23 protein-coding genes and 2 riboswitches are annotated in these 23,598 nt (G+C 69.2%); of the genes, 4 read left to right on the plus strand and 19 right to left on the minus strand.

The features are described from left to right. The 5 genes from B4N89_RS08830 to B4N89_RS08850 form a co-directional block, all read right to left on the minus strand. Positions 1 to 1,224 carry a ketosynthase chain-length factor gene (locus B4N89_RS08830; protein ID WP_078975342.1) on the minus strand — a complete coding sequence of 408 codons (1,224 nt, stop codon included), beginning with the start codon at positions 1,222 to 1,224 and terminating at the stop codon, positions 1 to 3. Next, a complete protein-coding gene (locus B4N89_RS08835) occupies positions 1,221 to 2,471 on the minus strand; it encodes a beta-ketoacyl-[acyl-carrier-protein] synthase family protein (protein WP_414646361.1) in 1,251 nt (416 codons plus the stop codon). The genes B4N89_RS08830 and B4N89_RS08835 overlap by 4 nt, the downstream gene beginning before the upstream one ends. A 115-nt stretch (positions 2,472 to 2,586) precedes the next feature. Continuing rightward, on the minus strand, positions 2,587 to 2,922 hold the full coding sequence (locus B4N89_RS08840; protein ID WP_078979214.1) for an antibiotic biosynthesis monooxygenase family protein: 336 nt from the start codon (positions 2,920 to 2,922) through the stop codon (positions 2,587 to 2,589). A 170-nt stretch (positions 2,923 to 3,092) separates the two neighbouring features. Further along, positions 3,093 to 3,860: an SDR family NAD(P)-dependent oxidoreductase gene (locus B4N89_RS08845; protein WP_078975344.1), complete on the minus strand. Its 768-nt coding sequence runs from the start codon at positions 3,858 to 3,860 to the stop codon at positions 3,093 to 3,095. A 41-nt stretch (positions 3,861 to 3,901) separates the two neighbouring features. Further along, positions 3,902 to 4,339 carry a nuclear transport factor 2 family protein gene (locus tag B4N89_RS08850; protein WP_235618530.1) on the minus strand — a complete coding sequence of 146 codons (438 nt, stop codon included), beginning with the start codon at positions 4,337 to 4,339 and terminating at the stop codon, positions 3,902 to 3,904. A gap of 172 nt (positions 4,340 to 4,511) precedes the next feature. Between B4N89_RS08850 and B4N89_RS08855 the strand changes: the two genes are divergently transcribed. The 3 genes from B4N89_RS08855 (at position 4,512) to B4N89_RS08865 (ending at position 7,031) form a co-directional block, all read left to right on the plus strand. Further along, complete coding sequence (locus tag B4N89_RS08855) at positions 4,512 to 5,291, plus strand: cyclase family protein (RefSeq protein ID WP_078979216.1); 780 nt, start codon at positions 4,512 to 4,514, stop codon at positions 5,289 to 5,291. Between the two features lie 141 nt (positions 5,292 to 5,432). Continuing rightward, positions 5,433 to 5,993, plus strand: a complete 561-nt coding sequence (locus B4N89_RS08860) for a hypothetical protein (RefSeq protein WP_143657903.1) — start codon at positions 5,433 to 5,435, stop codon at positions 5,991 to 5,993. Positions 5,994 to 6,182: 189 nt separating this feature from the next. Then, positions 6,183 to 7,031 carry an AfsR/SARP family transcriptional regulator gene (locus tag B4N89_RS08865; protein WP_078975346.1) on the plus strand — a complete coding sequence of 283 codons (849 nt, stop codon included), beginning with the start codon at positions 6,183 to 6,185 and terminating at the stop codon, positions 7,029 to 7,031. A 121-nt stretch (positions 7,032 to 7,152) separates the two neighbouring features. Here the strand turns inward: B4N89_RS08865 and B4N89_RS08870 are convergent, their stop codons facing one another. From B4N89_RS08870 to B4N89_RS08935, 14 genes are all read right to left on the minus strand, one after another. Next, positions 7,153 to 7,746, minus strand: a complete 594-nt coding sequence (locus B4N89_RS08870) for a response regulator transcription factor (protein ID WP_078975347.1) — start codon at positions 7,744 to 7,746, stop codon at positions 7,153 to 7,155. A 543-nt stretch (positions 7,747 to 8,289) separates the two neighbouring features. Continuing rightward, a complete protein-coding gene (locus B4N89_RS08875) occupies positions 8,290 to 9,057 on the minus strand; it encodes a TylF/MycF family methyltransferase (RefSeq protein WP_078975348.1) in 768 nt (255 codons plus the stop codon). 205 nt (positions 9,058 to 9,262) lie between these two features. After that, positions 9,263 to 10,375, minus strand: coding sequence for a tRNA 2-thiouridine(34) synthase MnmA (mnmA, locus tag B4N89_RS08880; protein WP_078975349.1), 1,113 nt, complete (start codon positions 10,373 to 10,375; stop codon positions 9,263 to 9,265). 65 nt (positions 10,376 to 10,440) lie between these two features. After that, entirely contained in the window at positions 10,441 to 11,628 is a 1,188-nt protein-coding gene (locus tag B4N89_RS08885; protein ID WP_078975350.1) for a cysteine desulfurase family protein, read from the minus strand. A gap of 13 nt (positions 11,629 to 11,641) precedes the next feature. Further along, complete coding sequence (locus B4N89_RS08890; RefSeq protein WP_078975351.1) at positions 11,642 to 11,884, minus strand: hypothetical protein; 243 nt, start codon at positions 11,882 to 11,884, stop codon at positions 11,642 to 11,644. Between the two features lie 74 nt (positions 11,885 to 11,958). Next, on the minus strand, positions 11,959 to 12,633 hold the full coding sequence (locus B4N89_RS08895; RefSeq protein WP_078975352.1) for a trimeric intracellular cation channel family protein: 675 nt from the start codon (positions 12,631 to 12,633) through the stop codon (positions 11,959 to 11,961). 36 nt (positions 12,634 to 12,669) lie between these two features. Next, positions 12,670 to 14,076 (minus strand): ABC transporter ATP-binding protein, encoded by a 1,407-nt coding sequence (locus B4N89_RS08900; RefSeq protein ID WP_143657904.1) that lies wholly within the window; start codon positions 14,074 to 14,076, stop codon positions 12,670 to 12,672. Positions 14,077 to 14,180: 104 nt separating this feature from the next. Further along, positions 14,181 to 15,281 carry an ABC transporter ATP-binding protein gene (locus B4N89_RS08905; RefSeq protein ID WP_078975354.1) on the minus strand — a complete coding sequence of 367 codons (1,101 nt, stop codon included), beginning with the start codon at positions 15,279 to 15,281 and terminating at the stop codon, positions 14,181 to 14,183. Further along, positions 15,281 to 16,288, minus strand: coding sequence for an ABC transporter permease (locus B4N89_RS08910; protein WP_078975355.1), 1,008 nt, complete (start codon positions 16,286 to 16,288; stop codon positions 15,281 to 15,283). Before B4N89_RS08910 ends, B4N89_RS08905 begins: the two co-directional genes overlap by 1 nt. Before the next feature lie 102 nt (positions 16,289 to 16,390). Continuing rightward, positions 16,391 to 18,157, minus strand: a complete 1,767-nt coding sequence (locus B4N89_RS08915) for an ABC transporter substrate-binding protein (RefSeq protein WP_078975356.1) — start codon at positions 18,155 to 18,157, stop codon at positions 16,391 to 16,393. A gap of 37 nt (positions 18,158 to 18,194) precedes the next feature. Then, on the minus strand, positions 18,195 to 19,190 hold the full coding sequence (locus B4N89_RS08920; RefSeq protein WP_078975357.1) for an ABC transporter permease: 996 nt from the start codon (positions 19,188 to 19,190) through the stop codon (positions 18,195 to 18,197). Positions 19,191 to 19,575: 385 nt separating this feature from the next. Continuing rightward, the gene (locus tag B4N89_RS08925; protein WP_201260817.1) at positions 19,576 to 20,304 is read right to left on the minus strand and encodes an enhanced serine sensitivity protein SseB C-terminal domain-containing protein; all 729 of its coding nucleotides are present in this window, start codon (positions 20,302 to 20,304) and stop codon (positions 19,576 to 19,578) included. 58 nt (positions 20,305 to 20,362) lie between these two features. Beyond that, entirely contained in the window at positions 20,363 to 21,079 is a 717-nt protein-coding gene (locus B4N89_RS08930) for an enhanced serine sensitivity protein SseB (RefSeq protein WP_078975359.1), read from the minus strand. 30 nt (positions 21,080 to 21,109) lie between these two features. Then, positions 21,110 to 21,841: an AAA family ATPase gene (locus B4N89_RS08935; protein WP_235618531.1), complete on the minus strand. Its 732-nt coding sequence runs from the start codon at positions 21,839 to 21,841 to the stop codon at positions 21,110 to 21,112. 164 nt (positions 21,842 to 22,005) lie between these two features. Continuing rightward, positions 22,006 to 22,099, plus strand: a riboswitch (glycine riboswitch). Beyond that, positions 22,100 to 22,216, plus strand: a riboswitch (glycine riboswitch). A 273-nt stretch (positions 22,217 to 22,489) separates the two neighbouring features. Here B4N89_RS08935 and gcvT point away from each other — a divergent pair. After that, positions 22,490 to 23,590: a glycine cleavage system aminomethyltransferase GcvT gene (gcvT, locus tag B4N89_RS08940; RefSeq protein ID WP_078975361.1), complete on the plus strand. Its 1,101-nt coding sequence runs from the start codon at positions 22,490 to 22,492 to the stop codon at positions 23,588 to 23,590. Positions 23,591 to 23,598: the final 8 nt, after the last annotated feature.

Consider the following 23,598-nt stretch of genomic DNA (forward strand, 5'->3'; position numbering starts at 1 on the left):
TCAGCCGGCACTCTTTCGCCTCGTCACCACCATGGCGGCGTTGAATCCGCCGTAACCACGCGCCACCACGAGCACGGCCGAGGCGACCGTGGGCCGCGGCTCGGTCACCAGGTCGAGTTCGTACTCCGGGACCGGACGGGACACGTTCACCGTGGGCGGGATCTCCCCGTGGCGCATCGTCAGCAGGGCGGTGGCCAGGTCGAGGGCGGCTCCACCGGCACCGAGCCTCCCGGTCATGGTCTTGGGCACGGTGACCGGCACGCCGTACGGCCCGAACACCGCGCGCAGCGCATCCGCCTCCACGCGGTCGAGGTCGGGCAGGCCCGAGCCGTCCGCGAACACCACGTCGATCTCGTCCGCCGCGATGTTCGCGTCGGCGAGGGCGAGTTCGATCGCCCGGCGCAGCGTCGACGGCCGGTCGGAATCCGGCGGCGGGTCGAACGTGGCGGCGTACCCGGCGATTTCGCCGTGCCACGAGGTCGCGCCCCGGTCCCGTGCGGCTTCCTCGGCCTCCAGCACGAACAGTGCGCCGCCGTCGCCCGGCACGTACCCCGCGGCGTCGACATCGAAGGGCAGGTACGCGCGCAGCGGATCCTCGGAGGTGCTGATCCGGCCGCCGGCAAGGTGCGCCACCCAGCCCCACGGACAGGGCGAGCCGTCGACCGCGCCACAGACCATCGCCGCCGTACCGTCGCGGACCCGTCGCCGGGCCTGCGCGATCGCGTCGAGACCACCGGCCTGTTCGGTCACCAGGACACCACTCGGGCCGCGCAGTCCCTCGCGGATCGAGATCTGGCCGGTGTTCACCGCGTAGAACCACGCGAACGACTGGTAGGCGCTGACATGTTCCGGTCCCTTGCGCCACAGCTTGTCCAGTTCGCGGTGGCCGAACTCGAAACCGCCGGCCGAACCGGCCGTCACGACACCCATGCCGAACTCCGGGAGGGACGCGACCTCCACCGCCGCGTCCCGCAGCGCCCAATCGGCGGCCACCAGGGAAAGTTGGGTCATGCGATCGGTCTGCGGAAGCAGTCGCTTGGTCAGGTGATCGGTGGGCACGAACCCGCTGATCTCACCCGCCAGCGTGCTGGAATAGCGTTGCGGGTCGAAGGCGGTGATCCGGCCGATCGCGGCCTCCCCGCGCATCGTGCGGGCCCAGTGTTGTCGGGTCCCCAGACCCGTCGGCGCCACCACGCCCATCCCGGTCACCACGGCCACCGTCATGACGGGTTCCGTTCCGGGTTGCGCAGCACCATCGCGCTCTGGAACCCGCCGAATCCGCTGCCCACGGTGAGCACGGTGTCCACCCGCTGGTCCCGTGCTTCGAGGGGCACGTAGTCCAGGTCGCATTGCGGATCCGGCTCGTGCAGGTTGGCGGTGGGTGGCACCATCGAGTGCTCCATCGCGAGTGCGCACGCGGCGATTTCGAGCGAGCCGATGGCGCCCAGCGAATGGCCGATCATCGACTTGATCGAGCTGATCGGCGTCGAGTACGCGTGTTCGCCGAGACTGCGCTTGAAGGCGGCCGTCTCGTGGCGGTCGTTCTGGATGGTGCCCGAGCCGTGCGCGTTGATGTAGTCGATGTCCTCCGGCCTCGTCTCGGCCTGGGCCAGGGCGATCCGAATGGCCTCGGCCATCTCCTTGCCGTCCGGCCGCAGACCGGTCATGTGGAAGGCATTGCTGCGCGAGGCGAACCCGGCGATCTCGGCATACAGGTGGGCGCCTCGCCGGCGTGCGTGGTCGATGTCCTCCAGTACGAACATCGCCGTCCCTTCGCCGAGCACGAACCCGTTCCTGGTCCGGTCGAACGGTCGCGACGCGGTGGCCGGATCGTCGTTTCTCGGCGTGGTCGCCTTGATCGCGTCGAAGCACGCCATGGTGATCGGGGAGATCGGCGCGTCGGTCGCGCCCGCGATCATCACGTCCGCGGCCCCGTCCGCGATCAGTTCCACGGCCTGCCCCACCGAGTCCAGACCCGACGTGCATCCGGTGGAGATCGTCGCGACCGGACCCTCCGCCGCGACCTCCCAGGCGACCTCGGCCGCGATGGAGCTCGGCACGAAGTAGTTGAACAGGTGCGGCACGGCGTACTCTTGGTCGACCTCCCACATGCGACCGCCGTCGCTGACGACCACGTACTCCTCCTCCAGGCCCATCGTGCAGCCCACCGCGCTGCCGACGGTCACGCCGATCCGCGCGGGATCGAGCAGTCCCAGATCCAAGCCGCTGTCGGCCAACGATTCCCGGGCGCTGACGACCGCCAGTTGCGCGGCCCGGTCCATCCGCCGGATCTGTTGCGGAGAAAGCCCCTCGGCCGCCGGATCGAAGGCGCACTCGGCGGCGACCTGCGACCGGAAAGGGGCGGGATCGAAGAACGTGATCCGCCGGGTCATGGTGCGCCCCGAGGAAATCACGTCCAGGAATCTTTTGGTACCGGTGCCGCCCGGTGCGACGACTCCGATTCCGGTCATTACGACACGACGCTTCATTTCTGACCGCCCTCACAACACGCTCGGCGTATGGCCTCGGCTTTCGGGACCGTCCCCGCCGCGGATCCGGCGGCCCGGCGGACCCGCGGCGGGGAATTCACTTCACCGAGAAGGCTTGCCGCGGGGCGTACAGGTTGCCCTCGTTCGTCGATCGGGCCCGGATCTCCTTGGCGTGCGACTGGAAACCCGGATGTGCGACGGCGTTCCGCCAGGACTCGACGTCCGTCCACAGGGCGATGTTGACGTACCGATCCTGTTTGTCCTCGTCGACGTGCCGAGAGAGGGAGTACGAGATGAAGCCCGGCTGGGCGGCCATGAACTCGGATATCTCGACGAACACCTTCTCGAACTCCTCCGGCGGGCAGTGCACCGTGAAAGTGTTGACGAAAGTGATCACACCGCTGCCGGTGGCATCGTAGTTGTCGCTCGACATGTGCAGCACTCCTCGACATTCGGATGGAATCGACATTCGTACCGGTGGCACCAACGTTGCCCCGCATCTCTCGCAAGCGGGTCGACGTTGACTCGACTGCTCGAAGCCGGCGTGCGGACGAACCGATCCACACGTGGCCCGACGCTTTTCGGACGATGCTCGCGACTTTTTCAGACGATGCTCGCGCCGCCGTCGACGGCGAATATCGTGCCGGTCGCGAAGCCGGCTTCCGGCTCGGCGAGTTGACGTACCCACCAGGCGATCTCCTCGGGTCGCCCGACTCGGCCGAGCGGGGTGCGCGGTTTCATCCCTTCCAGAAATTCCGCGTACTCCGCCGGCGTGGAGCCCATGCGCAGACCCATGCCCGTGTCGATCACCCCGGGGGCGACGGCCACGACGCGAATACCGCGCGGCGCGAGTTCGACGGCCCAGGTTCTGGTGAGGAAGTCGATGGCGACCTTGCCCGCACCGTAGAGCGAGAAATACGGCCACGCGCGGCGCCCGAGCGAGCCGGCGCTGCTGAGGTTCACCACCGTGCCGCGGGTCTCCGCAAGCGCGTCGAGTGCCCGCCGGGTGAGCAGGATCGGCGCACACAGGTTCACTTCGAACTGTTCCCGGGCCGTCGCCGCATCGATCTTCTCCAACGGCGCCGGAACGGCGATCGAGGCGTTGTTCACCAACACGTCGATCCGTTCGCACGTATTCAGCGCCGTACTCACGATCGACTCGGCGGCATCCGGGTCGGTGATGTCGACGGACAGGGTATGGATATTCGGGTATCCCCGGGCGGTCTCCGCGAGCGTGTCCTCGCTGCGGCCCACCACGAGAACCCGGTCGTGGTGTTCGGCGAATGCCCGAGCGGTGGCCCGACCGATACCGGTGCCACCGCCGGTGACGATCACGCCGCGCGGAGAGGTGCTCTTCTTGGAATCGATCACGTCACGAAAGGTAGATACCGCCGCTAGAGCCGGAGTCGATTTCAGCTGCAGTCGTCGCGGGTCACCACGCGCTCGCGCACCTTGAGTTCGCCGTCCTCACGCACCAGCACGTCCTCGCATACGCACATGGCGTGCAGGACCGACTCACCGCCCCGGGTCCGGACGACCTGTACATAGGCCCGGACGAACAATCGACCGTCCGGCTGCGGTTCCACCGTCATCATCGTGTGACAACGCCGATAGCGCACCCCTTCCGCGCGCAACGTGTCCGCGGCTTCCCGCAAACGGGCACCGAGTTCCGCACGGCCGCGAATCGGCTCGGCGATCTTCGGCGGGGACAGCATGAAGGCTTCCTCGGCAAAGGTCAGTGCCGCCTCTTCCGCCCGGCCCTCGTCCATCAGCTGGATGTGCCGGGCGTAGAACTGCTGAACTTCGGCGTAGATCTTTTCGAAATTCGGATGATCGATCCCTACGGACACGGTTCTCCTGCCTTCCGTCGCGGTACGGGAACGGCCTGCGTGTCCGCACGCTGCCACAGACGGTTCGAACCTCACTCGAGTCGGCGTTACAGCGATGCTCCAACGCACCTCTAGCGACCGGCGGCAACATTTCGGGCGACGGTGCGTCCTGTCGAGACACCCGGAGGTGGCCGTGCGAATCATCGATCTTTCCTCGCCCGTGGATGCCGGGGGTTATGAGGCGGATCCCGTGGTGCACGAGGTACTCACGCCTCGGGAGGGTGCCCTGCACATGAGCGCGGAGATGCGCGAACATTTCGGGATCGAGTTCGACCCGGACGAATTGCCCGACGGTGAATTTCTCTCCCTGGACCGGATCACCCTCACCACCCACACCGGCACCCACGTCGACGCCCCTTCGCACTACGGGTCCGTGGCCGGCTACGGCACCGGGGTTCCGCGGCACATCCACGAGATGCCGGTGGAGTGGTTCTACGGTCGCGGCGTCGTGCTCGACCTGACCGACGCCGAGGTCGGAGCGGTCGGAGTCGCGTATCTGGAGAAGGAGTTCGCCCGCATCGCCTACACGCCTGCCCCGAACGACATCGTGCTGCTGCACACCGGAGCCGACCAACGGGCGGGCACCCCCGCATATTTCACGGATTTCACCGGCCTCGACGGTCCGGCCGTACACCTGCTGCTCGATCTGGGGGTACGGGTGATCGGCACGGACGCGTTCAGCCTGGACGCTCCGTTCGGGAACATCATCGAGCGGTACCGCGAGACCGGTGACCGGTCGGTGTTGTGGCCGGCCCACGTCGCCGGCCGTGACCGCGAGTACTGCCAGATCGAACGCCTGGCCAATCTCGGCGCGTTGCCCGAGCCATTCGGCTTTCTGGTGTCCTGCTTTCCGGTGAAGATCACCGGCGCGGGCGCCGGTTGGGCCAGGGCGGTCGCGATCATGGAGGACTGACAGCGGGCCGCCCGAGTCTCGCCCGGCACCACCGGGGCTCTCCCCGAGGTGACGCGCACCCGAAGCCGAACCCGACACAGGACGCAGGCGCCTGCGCACTACGCACGACTCTCCACCCCGACGACAACAAGGATGATCGCCATGTCTCACACGGTTCGAAGCAGGATCACGACCACCGTTTCGGCGGCCGTCCTGGCCGTCGCCCTGGGCGTATCGCTTCCCACTCCCGCGGCTGCCCACGGGGCGGAGGCTCCGCCCTCGTCCACCGGTTCGACGCCGATCGGGACGTGGGACGCCACGGTGACGCTGCCGGACAGCGGGCATCAGGCCACGTTTGCCTTCGCCGCCGGCGGGGTGGCGTGCATGAGCTTCGGCGGGCCCGGCGAATTCGGCGGCAGCGGCCTGGGCACGTGGTGGCGGACCGGGACGAACCGCTTCTCGTTCAAGATCCTGCACGACGTGCACGACCCGTCGGGCACCGTCGTCGGTTGGGTCGGTGTGAACCAGCAGGCCCTCCAGCAGGCGGACACGTTCACCGGTTCGGGTGTCTCGCAGCTCTACGCCGCCGACGGGACCCAGACGGGCACCACGTCGGCCCGGGTTTCGGCCACGCGCAGGAGTACGACGCGGGCGGATTCCGCGCATTCACCCGTTACCACGACCCGCCCCGCGCGCACCCTGCAATGCGGCGAAGGGACGTGATACTCATCATTTGGAGAGCATGACGATCTCACGAATCATCAGGTTCGAATTTCACATCGAGAGATGAAGGTGTCACTGTCGGCAGCGCTCGCTCTCGTGCCAGGGTTGGGTGACCGGAGATTGCACGCCTTACCCTGCCGGGGCAACCCCGTGAGCGGACAGGGGACTACCGAAAAGGAATTACCTGTCGTGCGGATCAAGATCCTGGGACCACTCGTCGCACAGGAAAACTCTGTTTCCCTGACCCCCAGCGCAAGCAAGCCAAGGCAGGTTCTTTCCCTGCTCGCCTTGAATGCAAACCGCGTGATCAGCGTCTCGACCCTCATCGAGGAGATATGGGGTGACAATCCACCCCGTAGCTCCGCGACGACTCTCCAGACCTACATATTCCAACTGCGCAGGAAGCTCGACGCGGCACTGGCTCGGGAGCGTCGGCGGACGGCCAAGGACGTCATCGTCACGCGGCACGGCGGCTACCTTCTCCTCGCCGAGCCCGGAGATGTCGATGTCCACCGGTTCGAACGCCTCTCGAACGAAGCCCGCGCGGCTGTCGATTCCGGTCACGACAGCCTCGCTTCGGACCTGTTCACCCAGGCACTGAGCCTGTGGAACGGGCCACCGCTGGTCGACGTGCAGGTCGGGCGGATCCTCGAACCGGAGGTCATGCGACTGACCGAGGCCCGGATCGGTGCGATGGAGGGGCGCCTGACGGCCCGGCTCAGGATGGGGCGGCACGCCGAGCTGCTCAGCGAGCTGACCGCACTGACCGCGCAATATCCGATGCACGAGAACCTGTGCGCCCAATTCATGATCGCCCTGCATCGTTCGGGCCGATCCTGGAACGCCCTGGAGAGCTACCGCAAACTGCGGGACACGATGATCGAGGAGTTGGGCCTGGAACCCTCGCCTCGGTTGCGCCGCCTGCACCGGGCGGTGCTGGTGGGCGACCCTCTGCTGGATTCGTCCGAGGTGGCGGACGGGCTCGACTTCGAGCGGCACGCGATCGCCTGCTCGGTACCGGCGCAATCCTGCTTGTAACCCTGTCGAGGAGGTCCGGCCCCGGTGGAACGGCACGCAGGCGGCCGGGCACCGGGGACGGGTGCCGGATTCGCACACCCGTCCGAAGAACCGTTGCACCGTGGGTTGCGGTCGGCACTTGTCACGGTAACCACCCCGCCTGGGAGGCGATCCTGATGGCATCCACCCGGTTCCTCGCATCGAGTTTGGTGACGACGCTGGTCAGATAGTTGCGGATGGTGCCCACGGACAGGGACAGGGATCTGGCGATGTCGATCGACTCCGCTCCGCTGGCGAGCAGTCGCAGCACCTCCAACTCCCTGGCCGTCAGCGGTGTCCCGTCCGTGTCCAGTGCCCGCAACATGAGGTCCGGGTTGAATATCCGTTCACCGGCCACCACCTTTCGGATCGTCTCCGCCAATTGGGCAGGTGGTTCATCATTGAGAATGAACCCCGACACATGCGCCGAGAGCGCCTGTCGAAGGAGCCAGGGCCGGGCCTCCGACGCCAGCACCAGCGTGTGACATTCCGGTAATTTGCGATGTAATTCGGCGGCGACAGTCATCCCGTCGGAAGTCAGGATCGCCACATCCGGACGACTGGCCATGGCGGTCCGGACAATCGAATCCTGGCGATCCACCTCGGCGACCAATTGCATGTCCGGTTCCAACCGGAGAAGTGCAGCCAGGGCACCTCGGATCATGTGCTTTTCTTCTGCGATCAGCACTCTAGGCAATTTCTTCCCCTTCGACCTGCCGCGACAATTCGTCGAGCATCATCGGACCGTGCCGCTGCCGACAGGAGATCGTGAGCTGCCTCGCTCGACGAGGTGCCCGTGAACCGGCTTATCGGAACATCGGCGACCGTCCGTCCATGGACGTCCTGTGGCCGGTCCGCAGCGCGCATCGGCTCGCGCCTCGGCGGTCACGCACACCGATGGCGGAGCCTGCGGACTACGCCCGACTCGACCGACCGTGCACATCCGGCCTGCGGCCGGGGCACGGTCTCGGACTGTCGAGAGCGCAATGGGCAAAGTGGTCGACGACGCTGGACCCGATTCGAGACACCCCGTTGGTCATGCCCATGACGGTAATCGGCCCCGTCACCAGCGGGAAGACGTCCACAGGCAGGACAAGTTCACAGTCTGCGCGGTTCCCAACGCAATGGGTTATCTTTCTCCGGACGCCGTGAGCACGCGCCGGCCGGGCGCCGGCGGGGAACACGCAAGCAGGGGCCGGCAGCCGGGATCGGCCGCCGGCCCCTGTGGGCACACATGTTGTCAGGCGTCGCGGCGCCAGAACACGCTGTGCTCGTCGATCGTGCGGACCGCGTCCTCGATACCGTTCCGCTCCCGGAAGTCGTCGACGGCCTTTCGACAGGCCGGCACGACGTAGTCGTCGATGATCACGAACCCGCCGGGGGACAGCTTGGGGTACAGGTGCTCCAGCGCGTCCATGGTGGACTCGTACAGGTCGCCGTCGAGCCGCATCACGGCCAGTGCCCGCACCGGCGCGTCCGGCAGTGTGTCCTTGAACCAGCCCGGCAGGAACCGGACTTGGTCATCGAGGAGACCGTAGCGCTCGAAATTCCTCCGTACCGTTTCCAGCGAGACACCGAGCACTTCGTTGGCCTGGTGCAGCGCCATCTCCCGATCCAGGGGATGGCCGTCCGCGCCGGTGTCGGGGATGCCCTCGAAGGAATCGGCGACCCAGACCCGCCGGTCCGTGATGCCGTGCGCCTTCAGGAATCCGCGAGCGAAGATGCAGACGCCACCGCGCCACACACCGGTTTCGATGAAATCACCGGGCACACCGTCCTCGACGACCCGGTCCAGCACGTGGCGCACATTGCGGATGCGTTTGAGCCCGACCATCGTGTGGGCGATGCTCGGCCAGTCCTGGCCGTTCTCGCGATGCTCGGGGTTGAAGCTCGTCTCGGGTACCCACTCGTTCGGGATGGGGGCGTCACCGTAGACGAGATTGGTGACCACCTTCTCCAAAAGGTCGAGATAGAGCTCTCCCTCGGACAGCTGCCCGTCCGGCTTCATGGGATGTCCTTCCTCGTGTCGACCGGTCCGGCCGCCGACGGCGGCCCGCTTCCGTTGGTCACCGCCGGCAAACACGGCCAGTCGTCGCCATGCTTTCGCCGCAGCCATCCGCCGGATCGCCCCAAGCTCACAGACCGGCCTCGAACTCCTCTCGAACCCGCTTCGAGCGCCACCGCAGGCGGTCACCCTGCCGGCCCGCCGCCGGCTACGCCGTGGCGTCGATCGTCGCCGACCCGATCACGCGCGTCCCGGCGTACAGCACCACGGCCTGTCCCCGCGCGATGCCGCGGATCGGCTCCGCCAACCGCACCCGGACCTGTCCGTCGACCACCTCGGCGACCGCCGCCGTCTCCTCGCCGTGCGCCCGGACCTGGGCGGTGCAGTCCACCACGCCCGCCGGGGCCGGCCCGCACCACCGCGGCCGGATGCCGACCAGCCGGTCCACGTCCAGCGCCTCGACCGGGCCGACCGTGACGGTGTTGTTCACCGGCGAGATGTCCAGCACGTAGCGCGGCTTGCCGTCGGCCGCCGGGTGCCCGATGCGCAAACCCTTGCGCTGGCCGATCGTGTACGCGTAGGCGCCGTCGTGTTCGCCGAGCTTGGTGCCGCTCGCGTCCACGATGTCGCCGCGCTCGGTGCCCAGATGCTTCGCGAGGAAGCCCTGGGTGTCCCCGTCGGCGATGAAGCAGATGTCGTGGCTGTCCGGCTTCTTCGCCACCGCCAGGTCGCGCCGCTCCGCCTCCAGGCGCACGTCGCCCTTGGTGTCGCCGCCGAGCGGGAACATCGCGTGCGCGAGCTGGTCGGAGTCGAGCACGCCGAGCACGTACGACTGGTCCTTGCCCATGTCGACCGAGCGGTGCAGTTCGCGCGAGCCGTCGGGGTGCTCCACGATCCGCGCGTAGTGCCCGGTGCACACCGCGTCGAAGCCGAGCCCGAGCGCCTTGTCCAACAGCGCGGCGAACTTGATCTTCTCGTTGCAGCGCAGACACGGGTTCGGGGTGCGCCCGGCCTTGTACTCGGCGACGAAGTCGTCCATGACGTCCTCGCGGAAACGCTCGGCCATGTCCCATACGTAGAAGGGGATGCCGATCACGTCGGCGGCCCGCCGCGCGTCCCGGGAGTCCTCGATCGTGCAGCAGCCCCGGGCGCCCTCGCGCAGCGTCGCGGGTTTCGCGGAGAGTGCGAGGTGGACACCGACCACGTCGTGTCCGGCCTCGACCGCTCGCGCGGCGGCAACGGCGGAGTCGACCCCGCCGGACATGGCGGCGAGCACCCGGAGGCGGCGGCCGTTGGCGGGAGGAAGCATGTGATCAGACATAGCGCCTCAAGAGTACGTGCTCACCCGTGCGAGCCCCGAGCGGATTACCCCACACCCCGGTGCCGCTACCGGCGCGCCGACACCGACCCCGCCGACCGGGCCCGGGTCACCACCGGCAGGATCGCCTCGCCCAGTTCGGCGACCTCCGCCTCCGTCGTGGTGTGCCCCAGGCTGAACCGCAGCGACCCGCGCGCCCGGGCACTGTCCGCGCCCATCGCCAGCAGCACGTGGCTGGGCTGCGCGACCCCCGCCGAGCAGGCCGAGCCGGTCGAGCACTCGATCCCGCGCGCGTCCAGAAGCAGCAGCAGCGAGTCGCCCTCGCACCCGGGGAAGGAGAAGTGCGCGTTGCCCGGAAGCCGGTGGGCCGGGTCGAGCCGCCGGTCCCCGTTGAGCTGCGCGTCGGGCACCGCGGCCAGGATCCGGCGCACCAGTTCGTCCCGCAGCGCGCCCACCCGCCGTGCGTATTCGGCCTGTTCGCGCACCGACTCCTCGGCCGCGACGGCCAGGGCCGCGATCGACGCGGTGTCCAGCGTGCCCGAGCGCACGTCGCGCTCCTGGCCGCCGCCGTGCAGCACCGGCACCGGGGTGATGCCGCGCCCGAGCACGAGCGCCCCGCAGTTGCCCGGGCCGCCGAGCTTGTGCCCGGTCACCGTCATCGCGTCCAGGCCGGTCGCGGAGAAGTCGACCGGGATCTGCCCGACCGCCTGGACCGCGTCGGAGTGGAAGGGGATGCCGAACTCGTGCGCGATCTCGACCAGCTCGGCGATCGGCTCGACCGTGCCGACCTCGTTGTTGGCCCACATCACCGACACCAGCGCCACCGACGCCGGATCGCGCTCGATCGCCGCGCGCAGCGTGTCCGGCTGCACCCGCCCGTCGGCGTCCACGTCCAGCCACTCGACCACCGCGCCCTCGGCCGACTCCAGCCACAGCACGGGGTCGAGCACGGCGTGGTGCTCGACCGGGCTGACCAGTATCCGCCGCCGGGCCGGGTCGTCGGCGACCCGCGACCAGTAGATCCCCTTGATCGCGAGGTTGTCGGCCTCGGTTCCGCCCGCCGTGAAGACGATCTCGCTCGGCCGCGCGCCCAGCGCATGGGCCAGCGACTCGCGGGACTCCTCCACCGTGCGGCGCGCGCGTCGCCCGGACGCGTGCAACGAGGACGGGTTCCCGAGTTGGGCAAGCTGTACGGTCATCGCCCGGATTGCCGAAAGGCGCATCGGGGTGGTCGCCGCGTGATCGAAGTAGGCCATCGCACTGCGAAGCTTAGTCGGGTACCCGCGGGCGCCGGCGGGGGCGGCCGTACACCCGCCCGTAGCGCGGCCCTCCGGGCAGGAATCGGTCGAGCCACAGGCGCATGGAAAGCACCGACGCGGTCGCGTACGCCACGAGTCGCCGAAGCGGGCCCCTGCCCTTCGGATCGGGTTCGGTCGACCGGTGGTCGTAGGTCAACGGCTGCTGGATCTCCCACACATCCTGGTGCAACGCGCACCGGGGCGGGTTGGGCACGGTCCACTCTTACGGGTGGCCGGGTCGGGCCCGGCGGCGCGGTCCGTGCCGTCCCGGTCGGCGGGGGTCCCGGGTCACTGCTCCTCGGCGCTGGTGCCGGAGTTGCGGCGCCACGCGCGTGGCGCGCGCCACCCGCGCCGCAGTGCGAGCACCCGGAACGAGAAGGCGAAGGTGACCGCCGCGGTCGCGGTGACCGGGCCGAACAGGTCGAATTCGATCAGCGCGGCGGTGATGCCGGCGCCGAGCAGCGCGGGGAAGGTGTAGATCTCCTTGTCCCAGCGCAGCACCATGGGTACTTCCCGGGCCAGCACGTCGCGCAGCGCGCCGCCGCCGACGGCGGTGGTCACCCCGAGGGCGGCAGCCGGGATCGGATTGAGGCCGTACGCGTACGCCTTCGCGGTGCCGATCACGCAGAACAGGCCGAGGCCGGCGGCGTCCAGCACGTCGATCGCCGACATGATCCGCTCGACCTGGGGATGCAGGAAGAAGACCAGCCCGGCGGCGAGCAGCGGGGTGCCGAAGTAGCCGAGGTCGGTGAAGGCCGCCGGAGGGACCGCGCCGATGAGCACGTCCCGGATCACCCCGCCGCCGAGGGCGGTGACCTCGGCGAGCAGGGTGATGCCGATGACATCGAAGTTCTTCCGAACGGCCATCAGCGCGCCGGCCGCCGCGAAGACGAAGATGCCGAGCAGGTCGAGGACCTGCTGAAGCTGATGGTGGAAGATCTCGGGCGGCACCTCGGGCGACATAACGGATGTTCTACACCGCCGGGTCCGGCCCGATACTCATGGGGCGGATGTGGGCGGTGTGTCCTTCCCGGGGGCCTTCGGGGAATCCTCCGCGGGGGTCTCGCCGGGAGTCTCGGCGGGGGTGCCCGTCGAGGACTCGACAGAAGCTGCCGCGTCACCTTCCGCAGAGGTCCGTGCAGAGGTCTCGGCAGAGGGCTCCGCGGGAGTCTTCCCGGCGGTGCCCGCCGCAGGCTCGGCAGGGGCGTCCGCGCCGCCTTCCGCAGGGCTCTCGACCGGGGTCTCGACGACCGTCTCGGCAGGGCTCTCCGCGGCCGCCTCGGCGCCCTCCCCCGCAGCGACCGCGGCGACCGCAGGACCCGTACCGCCCGGCGCCCGCTTTCCCAGCAACACCGCCTCGCCCGCGCCGTCCTCCGCCGGCATGTTCTCCGGGAAGTGGCAGGCCACCTGGTGCCGCGTGGTCAGCTCGGCCAGCGGCGGTTCCCGGGTCTTGCAGATGTCCTGCGCCTTCCAGCACCGGGTGTGGAAGCGGCACGCCGGCGGCGGGTCCATCGGGCTCGGTACGTCGCCCTTGAGCAGGATCCGGTCGCGGCTCTCGCGCCGGGCCGGGTCCGGCACGGGCACCGCCGACATCAGCGCCACCGTGTACGGGTGCTTCGGCGAGGTGTACAGATCCTCGCGGTCGGCGATCTCGACGATCTTGCCGAGGTACATCACCGCCACCCGGTCGCTGGTGTGCCGCACCACCGACAGGTCGTGCGCGATGATCAGGTAGGTCAGCCCGAACTCGCTCTGCAGGTCGTCGAGCAGGTTGACCACCTGCGCCTGGATCGACACGTCGAGCGCGGAGACCGGCTCGTCGGCGACCACCAGCTTGGGCCGCAGCGCCAGCGCGCGGGCGATGCCGATCCGCTGCCGCTGGCCGCCGGAGAACTCGTGCGGGTATCGGTTGTAGTGCTCGGGACTGAGTCCGACCAGTTCCAGCAACTCCTGGACGGCCTTCTTGACCCCGCCCTCGGGGGTGACCTTCTGCAACCGGAACGGCAGCCCGACGATGGTGCCGACGGTGTGCCTCGGGTTCAACGAGGACTGCGGGTCCTGGAAGATCATCTGGAAGTCGCGCCGCAGCGGCCGCAGTTGCCCTCGGGAGAGCCCGGTGAGGTCGCGCCCGCCGAACTCGATGGTGCCCTCGCTGGGCTCCAACAGGCGCATCACCATGCGTCCGGTGGTGGACTTGCCGCAGCCGGACTCGCCGACCAGGCCCAGCGTCTCGCCCTCGCGGATGTCGAAGTCGAGCCCGTCCACCGCCTTGACCGTGCCGGCCCGGCGCCGGGTCATCCCGGAGCGGATCGGAAAGTGTTTGCGCAGCCCGCGCACGCGCACCAGCACGTCTCCCGGCTCGCGTCGGGACGCGGCCTCCGGTTCGCCGGTCTGCGCAACGTTCACGTCGTCTCCCGCTCGGGCGCCCTCGGTCACTTCCGCGTTCCCGTTCCCGTTTCCATCCTGGTGACCAGTCACGTGCCCATCCGCTTTCCCGTTCGCCGTCCCGCTCACAGCCGCGGCCTGATGTCCTCGGTCCAGATCCGCTCGCGCTCCCCGGGATCGAGGTGGCACGCGGTGCGGTGGCCCGGTTCGATCTCGAGCAGTTGCGGAACCTCGGTCTTCTCCCGCCCGTCGTTGCGGTCCGCGTACGGGCAGCGGGTACGGAACGCACAGCCCGAGGGCAGCGAGATCAGGCTCGGCGGGCTGCCCTTGATCGGCATCAGCCGTTCCTGGCGCGCCCGGTCGAGCCGGGTCAGCGAGCCCAACAGGCCCCAGGTGTACGGGTGTCGGGGCTGTTCGAACAGGGTGCGCGCGGGGCCGTGCTCGACCGCCCGGCCGGCGTACATCACCAGGACGTCGTCGGCGAGTTCGGCGACCACGCCCAGGTCGTGCGTGATCATCACGACGGCGGAGTTGAACTCCGCCTGCAGGTCCCGGATCAGGTCCAGGATCTGGGCCTGGACGGTGACGTCCAGGGCGGTGGTCGGCTCGTCCGCGATCAACAGTTCCGGGTCGCAGCTGAGCGCCATCGCGATCATCGCGCGCTGGCGCATGCCGCCGGAGAACTGGTGCGGATAGTCGTCCACCCGCCGGTCCGGGCGCGGGATGCCGACCCGCCCGAGCAGGTCGATCGCGTGTGCGCGGGCCTGCTTGGCGCTCACCTCGTTGTGCACCTGGTAGGCCTCGATGATCTGGTGGCCCACCGTGTAGAACGGGTGCATCGAGGACATCGGGTCCTGGAAGATCATCGCCATCCGGCGACCGCGCATCAACCGGACCTCTTCCGCGCTGGAGCGCACCAACTCGTGGCCGTCCAGCCAGATCTCGCCGCCGATCCGGGCGCTGGTGCCGCCGTGCAGGCCCATCACGGCCAGCGAGGTCACGCTCTTCCCGGAGCCGGACTCGCCGACGATGCCGAGCGTTCGACCGCGCTGGAGCGCGAAGTTCACCCCGTCGACGCTGCGCACCAGGCCGTCGTCCGTGGGGAAGTGCACGGTCAAATCGCGTACTTCGAGGAAGTTCTCCGGCTCGGGCGGGGGCCCGGCCGGGGCGAGCTTGGGCAGTTCGGCCGCGGTGTCCCGCTTGCGGCGCGGTAGCAGTCGGGGCATCAGGTCCTCACCCGGGGATCGACGACCGCGTAGAGCAGGTCCACGACGAGGTTGGCCAGGATCACGAAGATGGCGGCGATCATCGTCACGCCGAGCACTTCGGGCAGATCCTGCTGTCCGATCGCCTCGACGGCGAACTTGCCGACGCCGTTGAGGGAATAGACCTGTTCGGTCAGGATCGCGCCGCCGAGCAGCAGTCCGACGTCCATGCCGAAGATGGTCAGGATCGGGGTCAGCGCGGCGCGCAGCCCGTGTTTGACGATGACGTCGCGCTCGCGCAGGCCCTTGGCCCGCGCGGTGCGGATGTAGTCCTCGCTCATCGTCTCGAGCATGCCCGCCCGGGTGAGTCGGGCGTACAACGCCGCGTACAGGAACGCCAGGGTCAGCCAGGGCAACACCAGGTTCCAGGCCCAACTCGCCGGATTGTCCAGGAACGGCACATAGTGCACGCCCTTGAAGATCGGCCATTGATAACTGAACAACGCCAGGGCCACCAGGCCGGTGAAGAACGGCGGCAGCGAGACGCCCGCCAGTGCGAAGCCCATCGAGAACCGGTCCCACAGGCTGCCGCGTTTGAGCGCCGAGATCACCCCGATCGACACACCGGCGATCAGCCAGATCACCGCGGCTCCGGCGGCCAGCGAGAGGGTGACGGGGATGCGGTCCTGGAGCCGTGGCCACACTTCCAGGTTGTTGCGGAAGGAGAAGCCCAGGCACGGCGGCGCACAGTGCACCTTGCGTACGCCGGTGTCGTAGTCCTTGCCGGCGACGATGCCCTTGACGAACCTTCCGTACTGGACGGGCACCGACTTGTCCAGGCCGAGGCTGTGCTTGACCTGTTCGATCGCTGCCGGGGTGGGCGACTTGCCGACGTAGCGCGCGGCGAGTTGGTCGCTTGTGGCGCCTCCCAGACGCGGAATCAGGAAGAAGATGGCGAAGACCGCCATGGTGACGATCAACAGGAGCACCACCGCTCCCGCCAGCCGCCTGAGCAGATAGAAAATCATGAGCCGGCGACCCGGTCCGGTGCGGGGAGCGGGATCACCGCTCCCCGCACCGGAACTGACGGGCCTTCACCTCTCCTTCGGGCTACTGACCTCGTCGCAGGCTTACTGGATACCGATGTTAAGGTAGTCGTACATCCCGGAGTACGCGGGTGTGACGACCAGGTTGGTCACGTTCGTCGGGCGGTACAGCAGCGACTTGGTCCAGCCGAACGGGACGATCACCGCCGACTCCATCACCTTCTGGTCCAGCTGCTGCCAGATGGCCGCGCTCTGCGCCGGGTCGATGGTCCGGGTGGCCTGGTCGATCAGACCGTTGACCGCCGGGTCGTTCAGCTCGGACAGGTTCGTGCCACCGGCGGGCTTGATCGCCCGGCCGTCCACGATCTGCTGGAAGAAGCCGAACTGGGTGGGGAAGTCGGGACCCCACTGCATGAACATGATGCCGACCTTGTTCTCCGCGACCCACTTCGGGACGCCGGCGAACTGCGAGAAGTAGTCACCCGAGGGGTACTGCCGGATCTCGACCTTGACGCCGATCTTGGCGAGCGCGTTCTGCACCGACGTGGCGCCCGCGACCTCCTTGGGCCGGTTGGCGCGCGCGGTCAGCACGGTGCTGAAGCCGTCCGCCTTGCCGCACTGCTTGAGCTCGTCCTTGGCCTTGGCCACGTCACCGGTGTGCTTGGCGCCGTTGGGGTACATGTCGGTGACCTTGGAACCGGCCAGCGTCGGCGGCATCAGGTTGGTCGCGATGTCGGAGCCGACCTCGCCACCCTGCGCTCGCTGCAGCTGCGACTTGTTGACCGCGTACTGCACGGCGCGCCGGCAGTGCACGTTGTCGAACGGCGGGGTCTTGGAGCTGATCGCCAGGTAGGCCAGCGCGCCGGAGATCGCGTCGTCCGCGTTGTCCGCGAGCTTCTTGTCCGTGAGGATCTTGTTCTGCGCGGCGGCCTGGACGCCGGTGCCGACCACGTCCAACTGCGCCGTACCGGCGAAGAGTCGGTTGTCGACGTCGTTCGCGTCCTGCTTCTCGAGCAGTTCGATCCGGTCCGGCAGCGCCTTGCGCAGCGGGTCGGTCGCCTGGTCCCAGTTCGGGTTGCGGACCAGGTTGACCGCCTTGCCGGGCTCGTACTGGCCGTCGACCATGTACGCGCCGGAGGCGATGGGGTGCTTGACGTACTCCTTGCCGGTGTCCTTGGCGGGCGGGACCGGCGCGGTCTGCGGGAGCGCGGCGAGGTAGTTGAAGTCCGCGAACGGCTCCTTCATCTTGAAGATGATGGTGTAGTCGTCCGGCGTCTCGATCGCGTTCAGGCCCAGCTTGTCCGGCGCGGAGTCCTTGTACGGGCCCTTGTAGGTGCCGTCGGGGTCGAGGTACTGGGCGAAGTAGCCCGGGCCGTTGGGCAGGATCTCCTTGTCGAAGGTCCGCTCCACGGCGTACTTGACGTCCGAGGCCTTGACCTCGGTGCCGTCCTCGTACTTGACGCCCTTGCGCAGGTGGTACGTCCAGGTCTTGCCGCCGTCGTCGGTCTTGCCCACGTCGGTGGCCAGGTCCGGCGCGAACTCGTAGCTCGCGTTGCCCGGGGCGGGCTTGAAGGTGAGCAGCGGACGCGCCATCAGGCGGGAGAAGTTCCACGCCGAGGCGTAGTACATGTCGCCCGGGTCGAGCGAGTCGAACTTGTCCGAGCTGACCAGCTTGAGCGTGCCACCCTTCTTGGTGGACTGGTTGACCACTTCGGTGATCGCCTTGTTGCTCGGGCTGTACTTCTTCGAGCCGCCGCCACCACCGCCACACGCGGTGGCGGCCATCGCGGTGACAGCCACCATGCCGATCAGCGCTTGGGTCCTGCGCCTGCGAGTTACCGGGTGTTTCATCGCTGGTCGTGCCTCCTCGTGGGGACTTGCGGGATATTCAGCGGCTGCGCGGGTCGAGGGCGTCTCGAAGGCCGTCGCCGAGCAGGTTGAACGCGAGCACGGTGATGAAGATCGTGACTCCGGGGACGACCATGAACATCGGCGCGTCCTGGTACCGGGGGGTGGCCGCCGAGAGCATGCCACCCCACGAGGCGGTGGGTTCCTGAACGCCGACCCCCAGGTAGGAAAGGGCGGCCTCGAACAGGATGTTCGTCGGGATCAGCAGCGTGGAGTAGACCAGGATCGGACCCACCAGGTTCGGCAGCAACTCCTTGAAGATGATGTGCCGGTCGGTGGCCCCGAGGCTGCGCGCCGCCTCGACGAACTCGCGTTCGCGCAGGGAAAGCGTCTGGCCGCGCACGATGCGAGCGATGTACGGCCAGCTGAAGAACCCGATCACGAAGATCAGCACGGTGATGCGGAGCGTGTCGCCGTGGAGGCCGAAGGCCTCGCCCTGGAGGCTGCTGCCGATGGCGATCGCGAACAGCAGCAGCGGGAAGGCCAGGAAGACGTCCATGGCGCGGCTGATCAGCCCGTCGATCCAGCCGCCGAAATAGCCCGCCACGGTGCCCAGGACGACGCCGAGCACCACGGAGAGCAAAGTGGCGAGGAAGGCGACCAGCATGGAGACGCGGGCGCCGTAGCAGATGCGCGAGAAGATGTCCCGGCCGTTGACCGGCTCCAGACCCAGCGGGTGATCCCAACTCGCGCCGCCGAAGCTGCCGGTGGGGATGTTGAGCACCGGGTCGAGCAGGTCGTCGTGGTACTCGGTGGGTCCGCCGCCGATCACGTCGGTGATCAGCGGCGCGAAGATCGCGATGAGCACCATGAGGATGATCACCACGCCACCGGCCATCGCGACCCTGTCGCGGCGGAATCGGGCCCACGCGATCTGACCGAGCGACCGACCCTCGATGCGTACGCCGGCTGCCTCGGCGATCGCCTCGGGGTGCGCCTCTCGGGCCACACCGGTGGTCTCGATCGGTGCCGTCATGGATCGACCCTCCCCGCTCACGGATGCGACGGCGGCTCGGGATCGCCGCGTCCCGTCGCCATACCCGGCATTGCGATCCCGATGATCTTCGGGATCTGTCGTCCGGGTGAGACTCCTCCGTGACGCGGGTCACGAACAGGGGTGGGGGAATACCTTTACTGAACCGTGATTACGCGGACCCCATTCTCTGGTTGATCCGCGTAGATCGGTCACGAAATCACAACAAGGCAGCGGTTGATGACGTGACGTCAGTTTTTTGGGGGCATCACTGCCTGTTGCCCCGGCTCGCCACGTTCCGCCGATCTTCGCTCACTGCGCGTGGTGTGGGCCGGCGCCGGCGATGTGAATCGTCATGCGGGGTGGGCGCCCTCGTCGGGCGGGGCGATCATCGGCCGTGGCGGGCGGCCTCGTCGAGCATGTCGAGGCCGATGAACGGCCGGGTGTGCTCGCGCATCCACGCGGCGATCGGGTCGAAGGGGTCGTCGAGCGCGACCGAGGACAGCGTCAGACCGGGCGGCGCGGCTGCCGCCGCGCGGGCCATCGCGTCGCGCATGCGCTGCATCGTGGCGGGCTGATTGTCCGTCAGGCGCAGCCCGATCACGAGGCGTTCGGGGCCGACGGTGGGGCGTACCCAGGCCCGGTGGGCGGCGCGCACCACCTGGGTCTGGAAGAGCTGACCGCCGAGCAGGGAGTAGAACGCCGGGTCCCACAGGGTGGGTTCCCCGACCTCCAGGGGCCCGGCCATCAGTCGGTCCAGGCCGCCGACGATGCGGCGCAGGTCGAGGTAGGGCACGCCGACGCCGCCGCCCTGGGCGTGCGGATTCAGCCACAGGCCCCAGCGGTCGGTGTACAGCGAGGACGCGATCTCGGGGACCGGACAGATCTCGAACGAGCGATCCCAGCCACTGAGACGCAGCTGTTCCTCGGACGTGAACGCCGGGGCGTAGCGCCATCCGGCCACGTCCATGTTCCCGTACTGCGCGTCCGGGCTGCCGGGTTGCCCCTGCCACAACAACATCCACACGGGCGCGCCGACGAGCGCTTGGAGCAACCGCTCGTAGGCGTCGTAGCGCCCGGGGGCCACCTGGCTCAACGCCTGCTCGACCTGGTTCACGACGTCCTCCCCGAACCCCATGTTCTTCGACACCGATGCCGGTCGCGGCCGGACGGGCTCAGCGCTGGTCGGCCCGCAGATAGAACGGCTCGGTCCGCTCCAGCATCCAGTCCCCCACAGGATCCTGCGCCACGTCCAAAAGCACCACGTTGACCGGCCACGGGCACGCGGCGCGGCCGAGCGCGCGCTCCAGGGCGCCGACCGCGGCCAGCCGGTCCTCCTCCTGCCAGCGGTCCAGTTCGACGCCGACGAACAGGACCGGGGGATCGGACTCGACCTCGCCCAGACCGCGCCGGGCGCTGAGCACCACGGGGACGTGGATGAACTCGGCGGCGGCCGCGATCAAGAAGTCCATCGGCTCCCGGTCGGGCTCGTACAGCCGCACCCGTGCGCCGCGCCGGCCGGCTCCGGGCAGCCGGGCCAGCTCCAGCACACCCGGCGGCGGGATCGGGATGCCCGCCTCGCCGCCCGGATTGACCACGATGCCGATGTGCGGCGGCAGCCCTCGGGCGAACTCGCGCATCGGCGCCACGGTGCCCGCCATCGGCCCCGCGAGCCGGCGGAACTCCTCCTCCGAGGAGAACACCGGCACATACGGCCGACCGTCGATCTCGGCGGTGGGCAGGGTCAGTTCGGTGTCGGCGGCGCTGCCCCCCTCGGGCAGCGGCACCCACACGTCCGCCTCGGCGAGGGCCTCGAACAGGGCCTCGGCCCGGGACGGGTCGCGCATCGCCGCGACGAGCGCGCTCTCCACGGGATTGGCCGGGAACGGCATGGTGGTGCTCCTCTTGGTGTCCGGCGCAGTTTACGACTTGTCCGCATCCCGCCGTCGGGACTGTCCGGGCAGGGGGTCTGCGAAAACGATCCGGCGCAGTTGCCGCGCGGCCTGGCGGTCGAGCAGTACACACGACGTGAAGCCGCCCGGGGCGGAGGCGAGGGCGGGTCCGGCGTCCAACCACGGGGCGAGCCGGGCGAGCAGCGCGCGCCATTCTTGGTGGTGTCGGGCGAACACCGCGGTGGACACCCCGCGCCCGCGCGCGCGTTGGCCGGAAAGCGCCTGATGGGCGGTGACGTCCAGGAGCAGTGCGTGTGCCGGGATGCCGCGCCGCCGGGCCGCGCGCACCAGTACCCGGCGCAGGATCGGATTGCGGCCGCTGTCGTGCACCACCACCGCACCGGGGCCGCGCAGCGCCCGGGCCACCTCGCCGTAGTGCGACAGCCGCACCAGCGGGCGGTAGGCCCGGTACGGCAGCCGGCCCGCCCGGACCGCCCAGCGGGTCCGGACGAGATCGGCGTCCAGGACGGCGACGGCGGGCCCGGGGGCGACCACCCGGGCCAGGAGTGTGCTCTTGCCCGCGCCCGGCAGGCCGGTCACCACGAGCACGCACGAGGCCGGATAGGACAGCACGTCCACCCGCCGGACCCCGTCCCGCTCCCCCGTCCGATTCCGCTCCTCCCGCAGGTCGTGCACGGACCGGGGGATCAACATGCCGCCCACCGCGGCGCCGGTATGCGCCCCCGCCGAATCCGTCTCCACGAATCCTCCCCTGATGTCCCGAACCCACGTGCCCTGCGCATGGTGTCGCACCGAGGGCGCGAGCGGGCGCCGGCGCTCCCCCGGGCCGGGCGGGCGGCTCCCCGGCCCCGGCGGGGGATTGACGACACGCGCTAGCATGCCGGGCACAACCTCATAACGGCCGTCGACCCCACGCGGAAGAGTCCTCGCCATCGAGCGGGGCGCCGAAGGAGCAACTCCTCCCCGGAATCTCTCAGGCACCGATACCGCATGGGTCAGGCACTTCTGGAAAGCAGGCGCACCGTCGGTGCGGCTCACCCACGGTGCAAATCCCGGTCCGACGCGGCAGCGGCGGACGGGATGAAGCTCTCAGGTTCCGATGACAGAAGGGGAGGGCACCCCACTTTTCGACCGACTTTGGCCGAAAAGGGCTGAACGCCATGGCAGGGAGCCCCCTTTGTCCTCGAATTCGTTCTCGTCCTCGTTCCGGTTCCGGTTTCTGTTCCGGGACGCGTTCTCGTTCCCGTCCTCGTTCCGGTACGGGCCGCAGCACCCGTCACCGTTCGTCGCGTCCCGGGCTCGCGCCCGGGTCCGCGCCGTCCGGCATGCCCCGGACCGGCCCGCGCCCGCCGGGGGCTCCCGCCGGCGTCCCTTCGAAGGAGTCTTCGCATGACCACCGACCGCCGGACCCCGCTCGACGCCGTGCACGACGCGCTCGGGGCCACGATGACCGACTTCGCCGGGTGGCGGATGCCGCTGCGGTACGGGAGCGAGCGGGACGAGCACACCGCCGTGCGCACCACGGCCGGCCTGTTCGACCTCACCCACATGGGCGAGATCGAGGTCACCGGCCCGGAGGCCGCCCGCGCGCTCGACCACGCCCTGGTCGGTTTCGTCTCGAAGATCGGGATCGACCGCGCCCGGTACACGATGATCTGCACCGAGGAGGGCGGCATCGTCGACGACCTGATCGTGTACCGGCTCGGCGAGGAGCACTTCGTGGTGGTGGCCAACGCGTCCAACGCCGACGTGGTGGCGGGCAGCCTGAAGTACCGCTCGACCGACTTCGACGCGACGGTGCGCGACGCGTCCGAGGAGTACACGCTGCTGGCCGTGCAGGGGCCCGCGTCGACCGCGATCGTCGGCTCGCTGACCGACGCCGACCTGCCCGCGCTCAAGTACTACGCGATCCTGCGCACCGAGGTCGCGGGTGTACCCGTGCTGCTCGCCCGCACCGGCTACACCGGCGAGGACGGCTTCGAGTTGTTCGCCGCGCCCGACGACGCGGTCGCGCTGTGGGACGCGCTGCTGGCCGCGGGCAAGCCGCACGGCCTGGTGCCGGCCGGGCTGTCCTGCCGGGACACGCTGCGCCTGGAGGCCGGCATGCCGCTGTACGGCCACGAGCTGACCCGGGACACCACGCCGTACGAGGCCAATCTGGGCCGGGTGGTCCGGCTGGACAAGCCCGAGGACTTCGTCGGCCGCGAGGCGCTGGCCGCGGCGGAGGCGGACGTGCGCCGCACGCTGGTCGGGCTGACCTCGCCGGGCAAGCGGGTCCCGCGCGCGGGCTACCCGGTGGTGGACGCGGACAGCGGCGAGCGGGTCGGCGAGGTCACCTCCGGCGCGCCGTCGCCGACGCTCGGCATGCCGATCGCGATGGCCTACGTGGCGTCGGAGCGGGCCGAACCGGGCACCCGGCTGGCGGTGGACATCCGCGGAAAGGCCGAGCCGGTCGACGTGGTGGCGTTGCCGTTCTACAAGCGCGGCTGAACCGAAGC

It is taken from the genome of Embleya scabrispora (genome assembly GCF_002024165.1).
In the GTDB taxonomy this organism is placed as follows: domain Bacteria; phylum Actinomycetota; class Actinomycetes; order Streptomycetales; family Streptomycetaceae; genus Embleya; species Embleya scabrispora_A.

Coding starts and splice junctions, on each gene's coding strand:
- B4N89_RS08830 (WP_078975342.1), bottom strand. CDS start 1,224: ATGACGGTGGCCGTGGTGACCGGGATGGGCGTGGTGGCGCCGACGGGT.
- B4N89_RS08835 (WP_414646361.1), bottom strand. CDS start 2,471: ATGACCGGAATCGGAGTCGTCGCACCGGGCGGCACCGGTACCAAAAGA.
- B4N89_RS08840 (WP_078979214.1), bottom strand. CDS start 2,922: ATGTCGAGCGACAACTACGATGCCACCGGCAGCGGTGTGATCACTTTC.
- B4N89_RS08860 (WP_143657903.1), top strand. CDS start 5,433: ATGTCTCACACGGTTCGAAGCAGGATCACGACCACCGTTTCGGCGGCC.
- B4N89_RS08875 (WP_078975348.1), bottom strand. CDS start 9,057: ATGAAGCCGGACGGGCAGCTGTCCGAGGGAGAGCTCTATCTCGACCTT.
- mnmA (WP_078975349.1), bottom strand. CDS start 10,375: ATGTCTGATCACATGCTTCCTCCCGCCAACGGCCGCCGCCTCCGGGTG.
- B4N89_RS08885 (WP_078975350.1), bottom strand. CDS start 11,628: ATGGCCTACTTCGATCACGCGGCGACCACCCCGATGCGCCTTTCGGCA.
- B4N89_RS08895 (WP_078975352.1), bottom strand. CDS start 12,633: ATGTCGCCCGAGGTGCCGCCCGAGATCTTCCACCATCAGCTTCAGCAG.
- B4N89_RS08905 (WP_078975354.1), bottom strand. CDS start 15,281: ATGCCCCGACTGCTACCGCGCCGCAAGCGGGACACCGCGGCCGAACTG.
- B4N89_RS08910 (WP_078975355.1), bottom strand. CDS start 16,288: ATGATTTTCTATCTGCTCAGGCGGCTGGCGGGAGCGGTGGTGCTCCTG.
- B4N89_RS08915 (WP_078975356.1), bottom strand. CDS start 18,157: ATGAAACACCCGGTAACTCGCAGGCGCAGGACCCAAGCGCTGATCGGC.
- B4N89_RS08920 (WP_078975357.1), bottom strand. CDS start 19,190: ATGACGGCACCGATCGAGACCACCGGTGTGGCCCGAGAGGCGCACCCC.
- B4N89_RS08930 (WP_078975359.1), bottom strand. CDS start 21,079: ATGCCGTTCCCGGCCAATCCCGTGGAGAGCGCGCTCGTCGCGGCGATG.
- gcvT (WP_078975361.1), top strand. CDS start 22,490: ATGACCACCGACCGCCGGACCCCGCTCGACGCCGTGCACGACGCGCTC.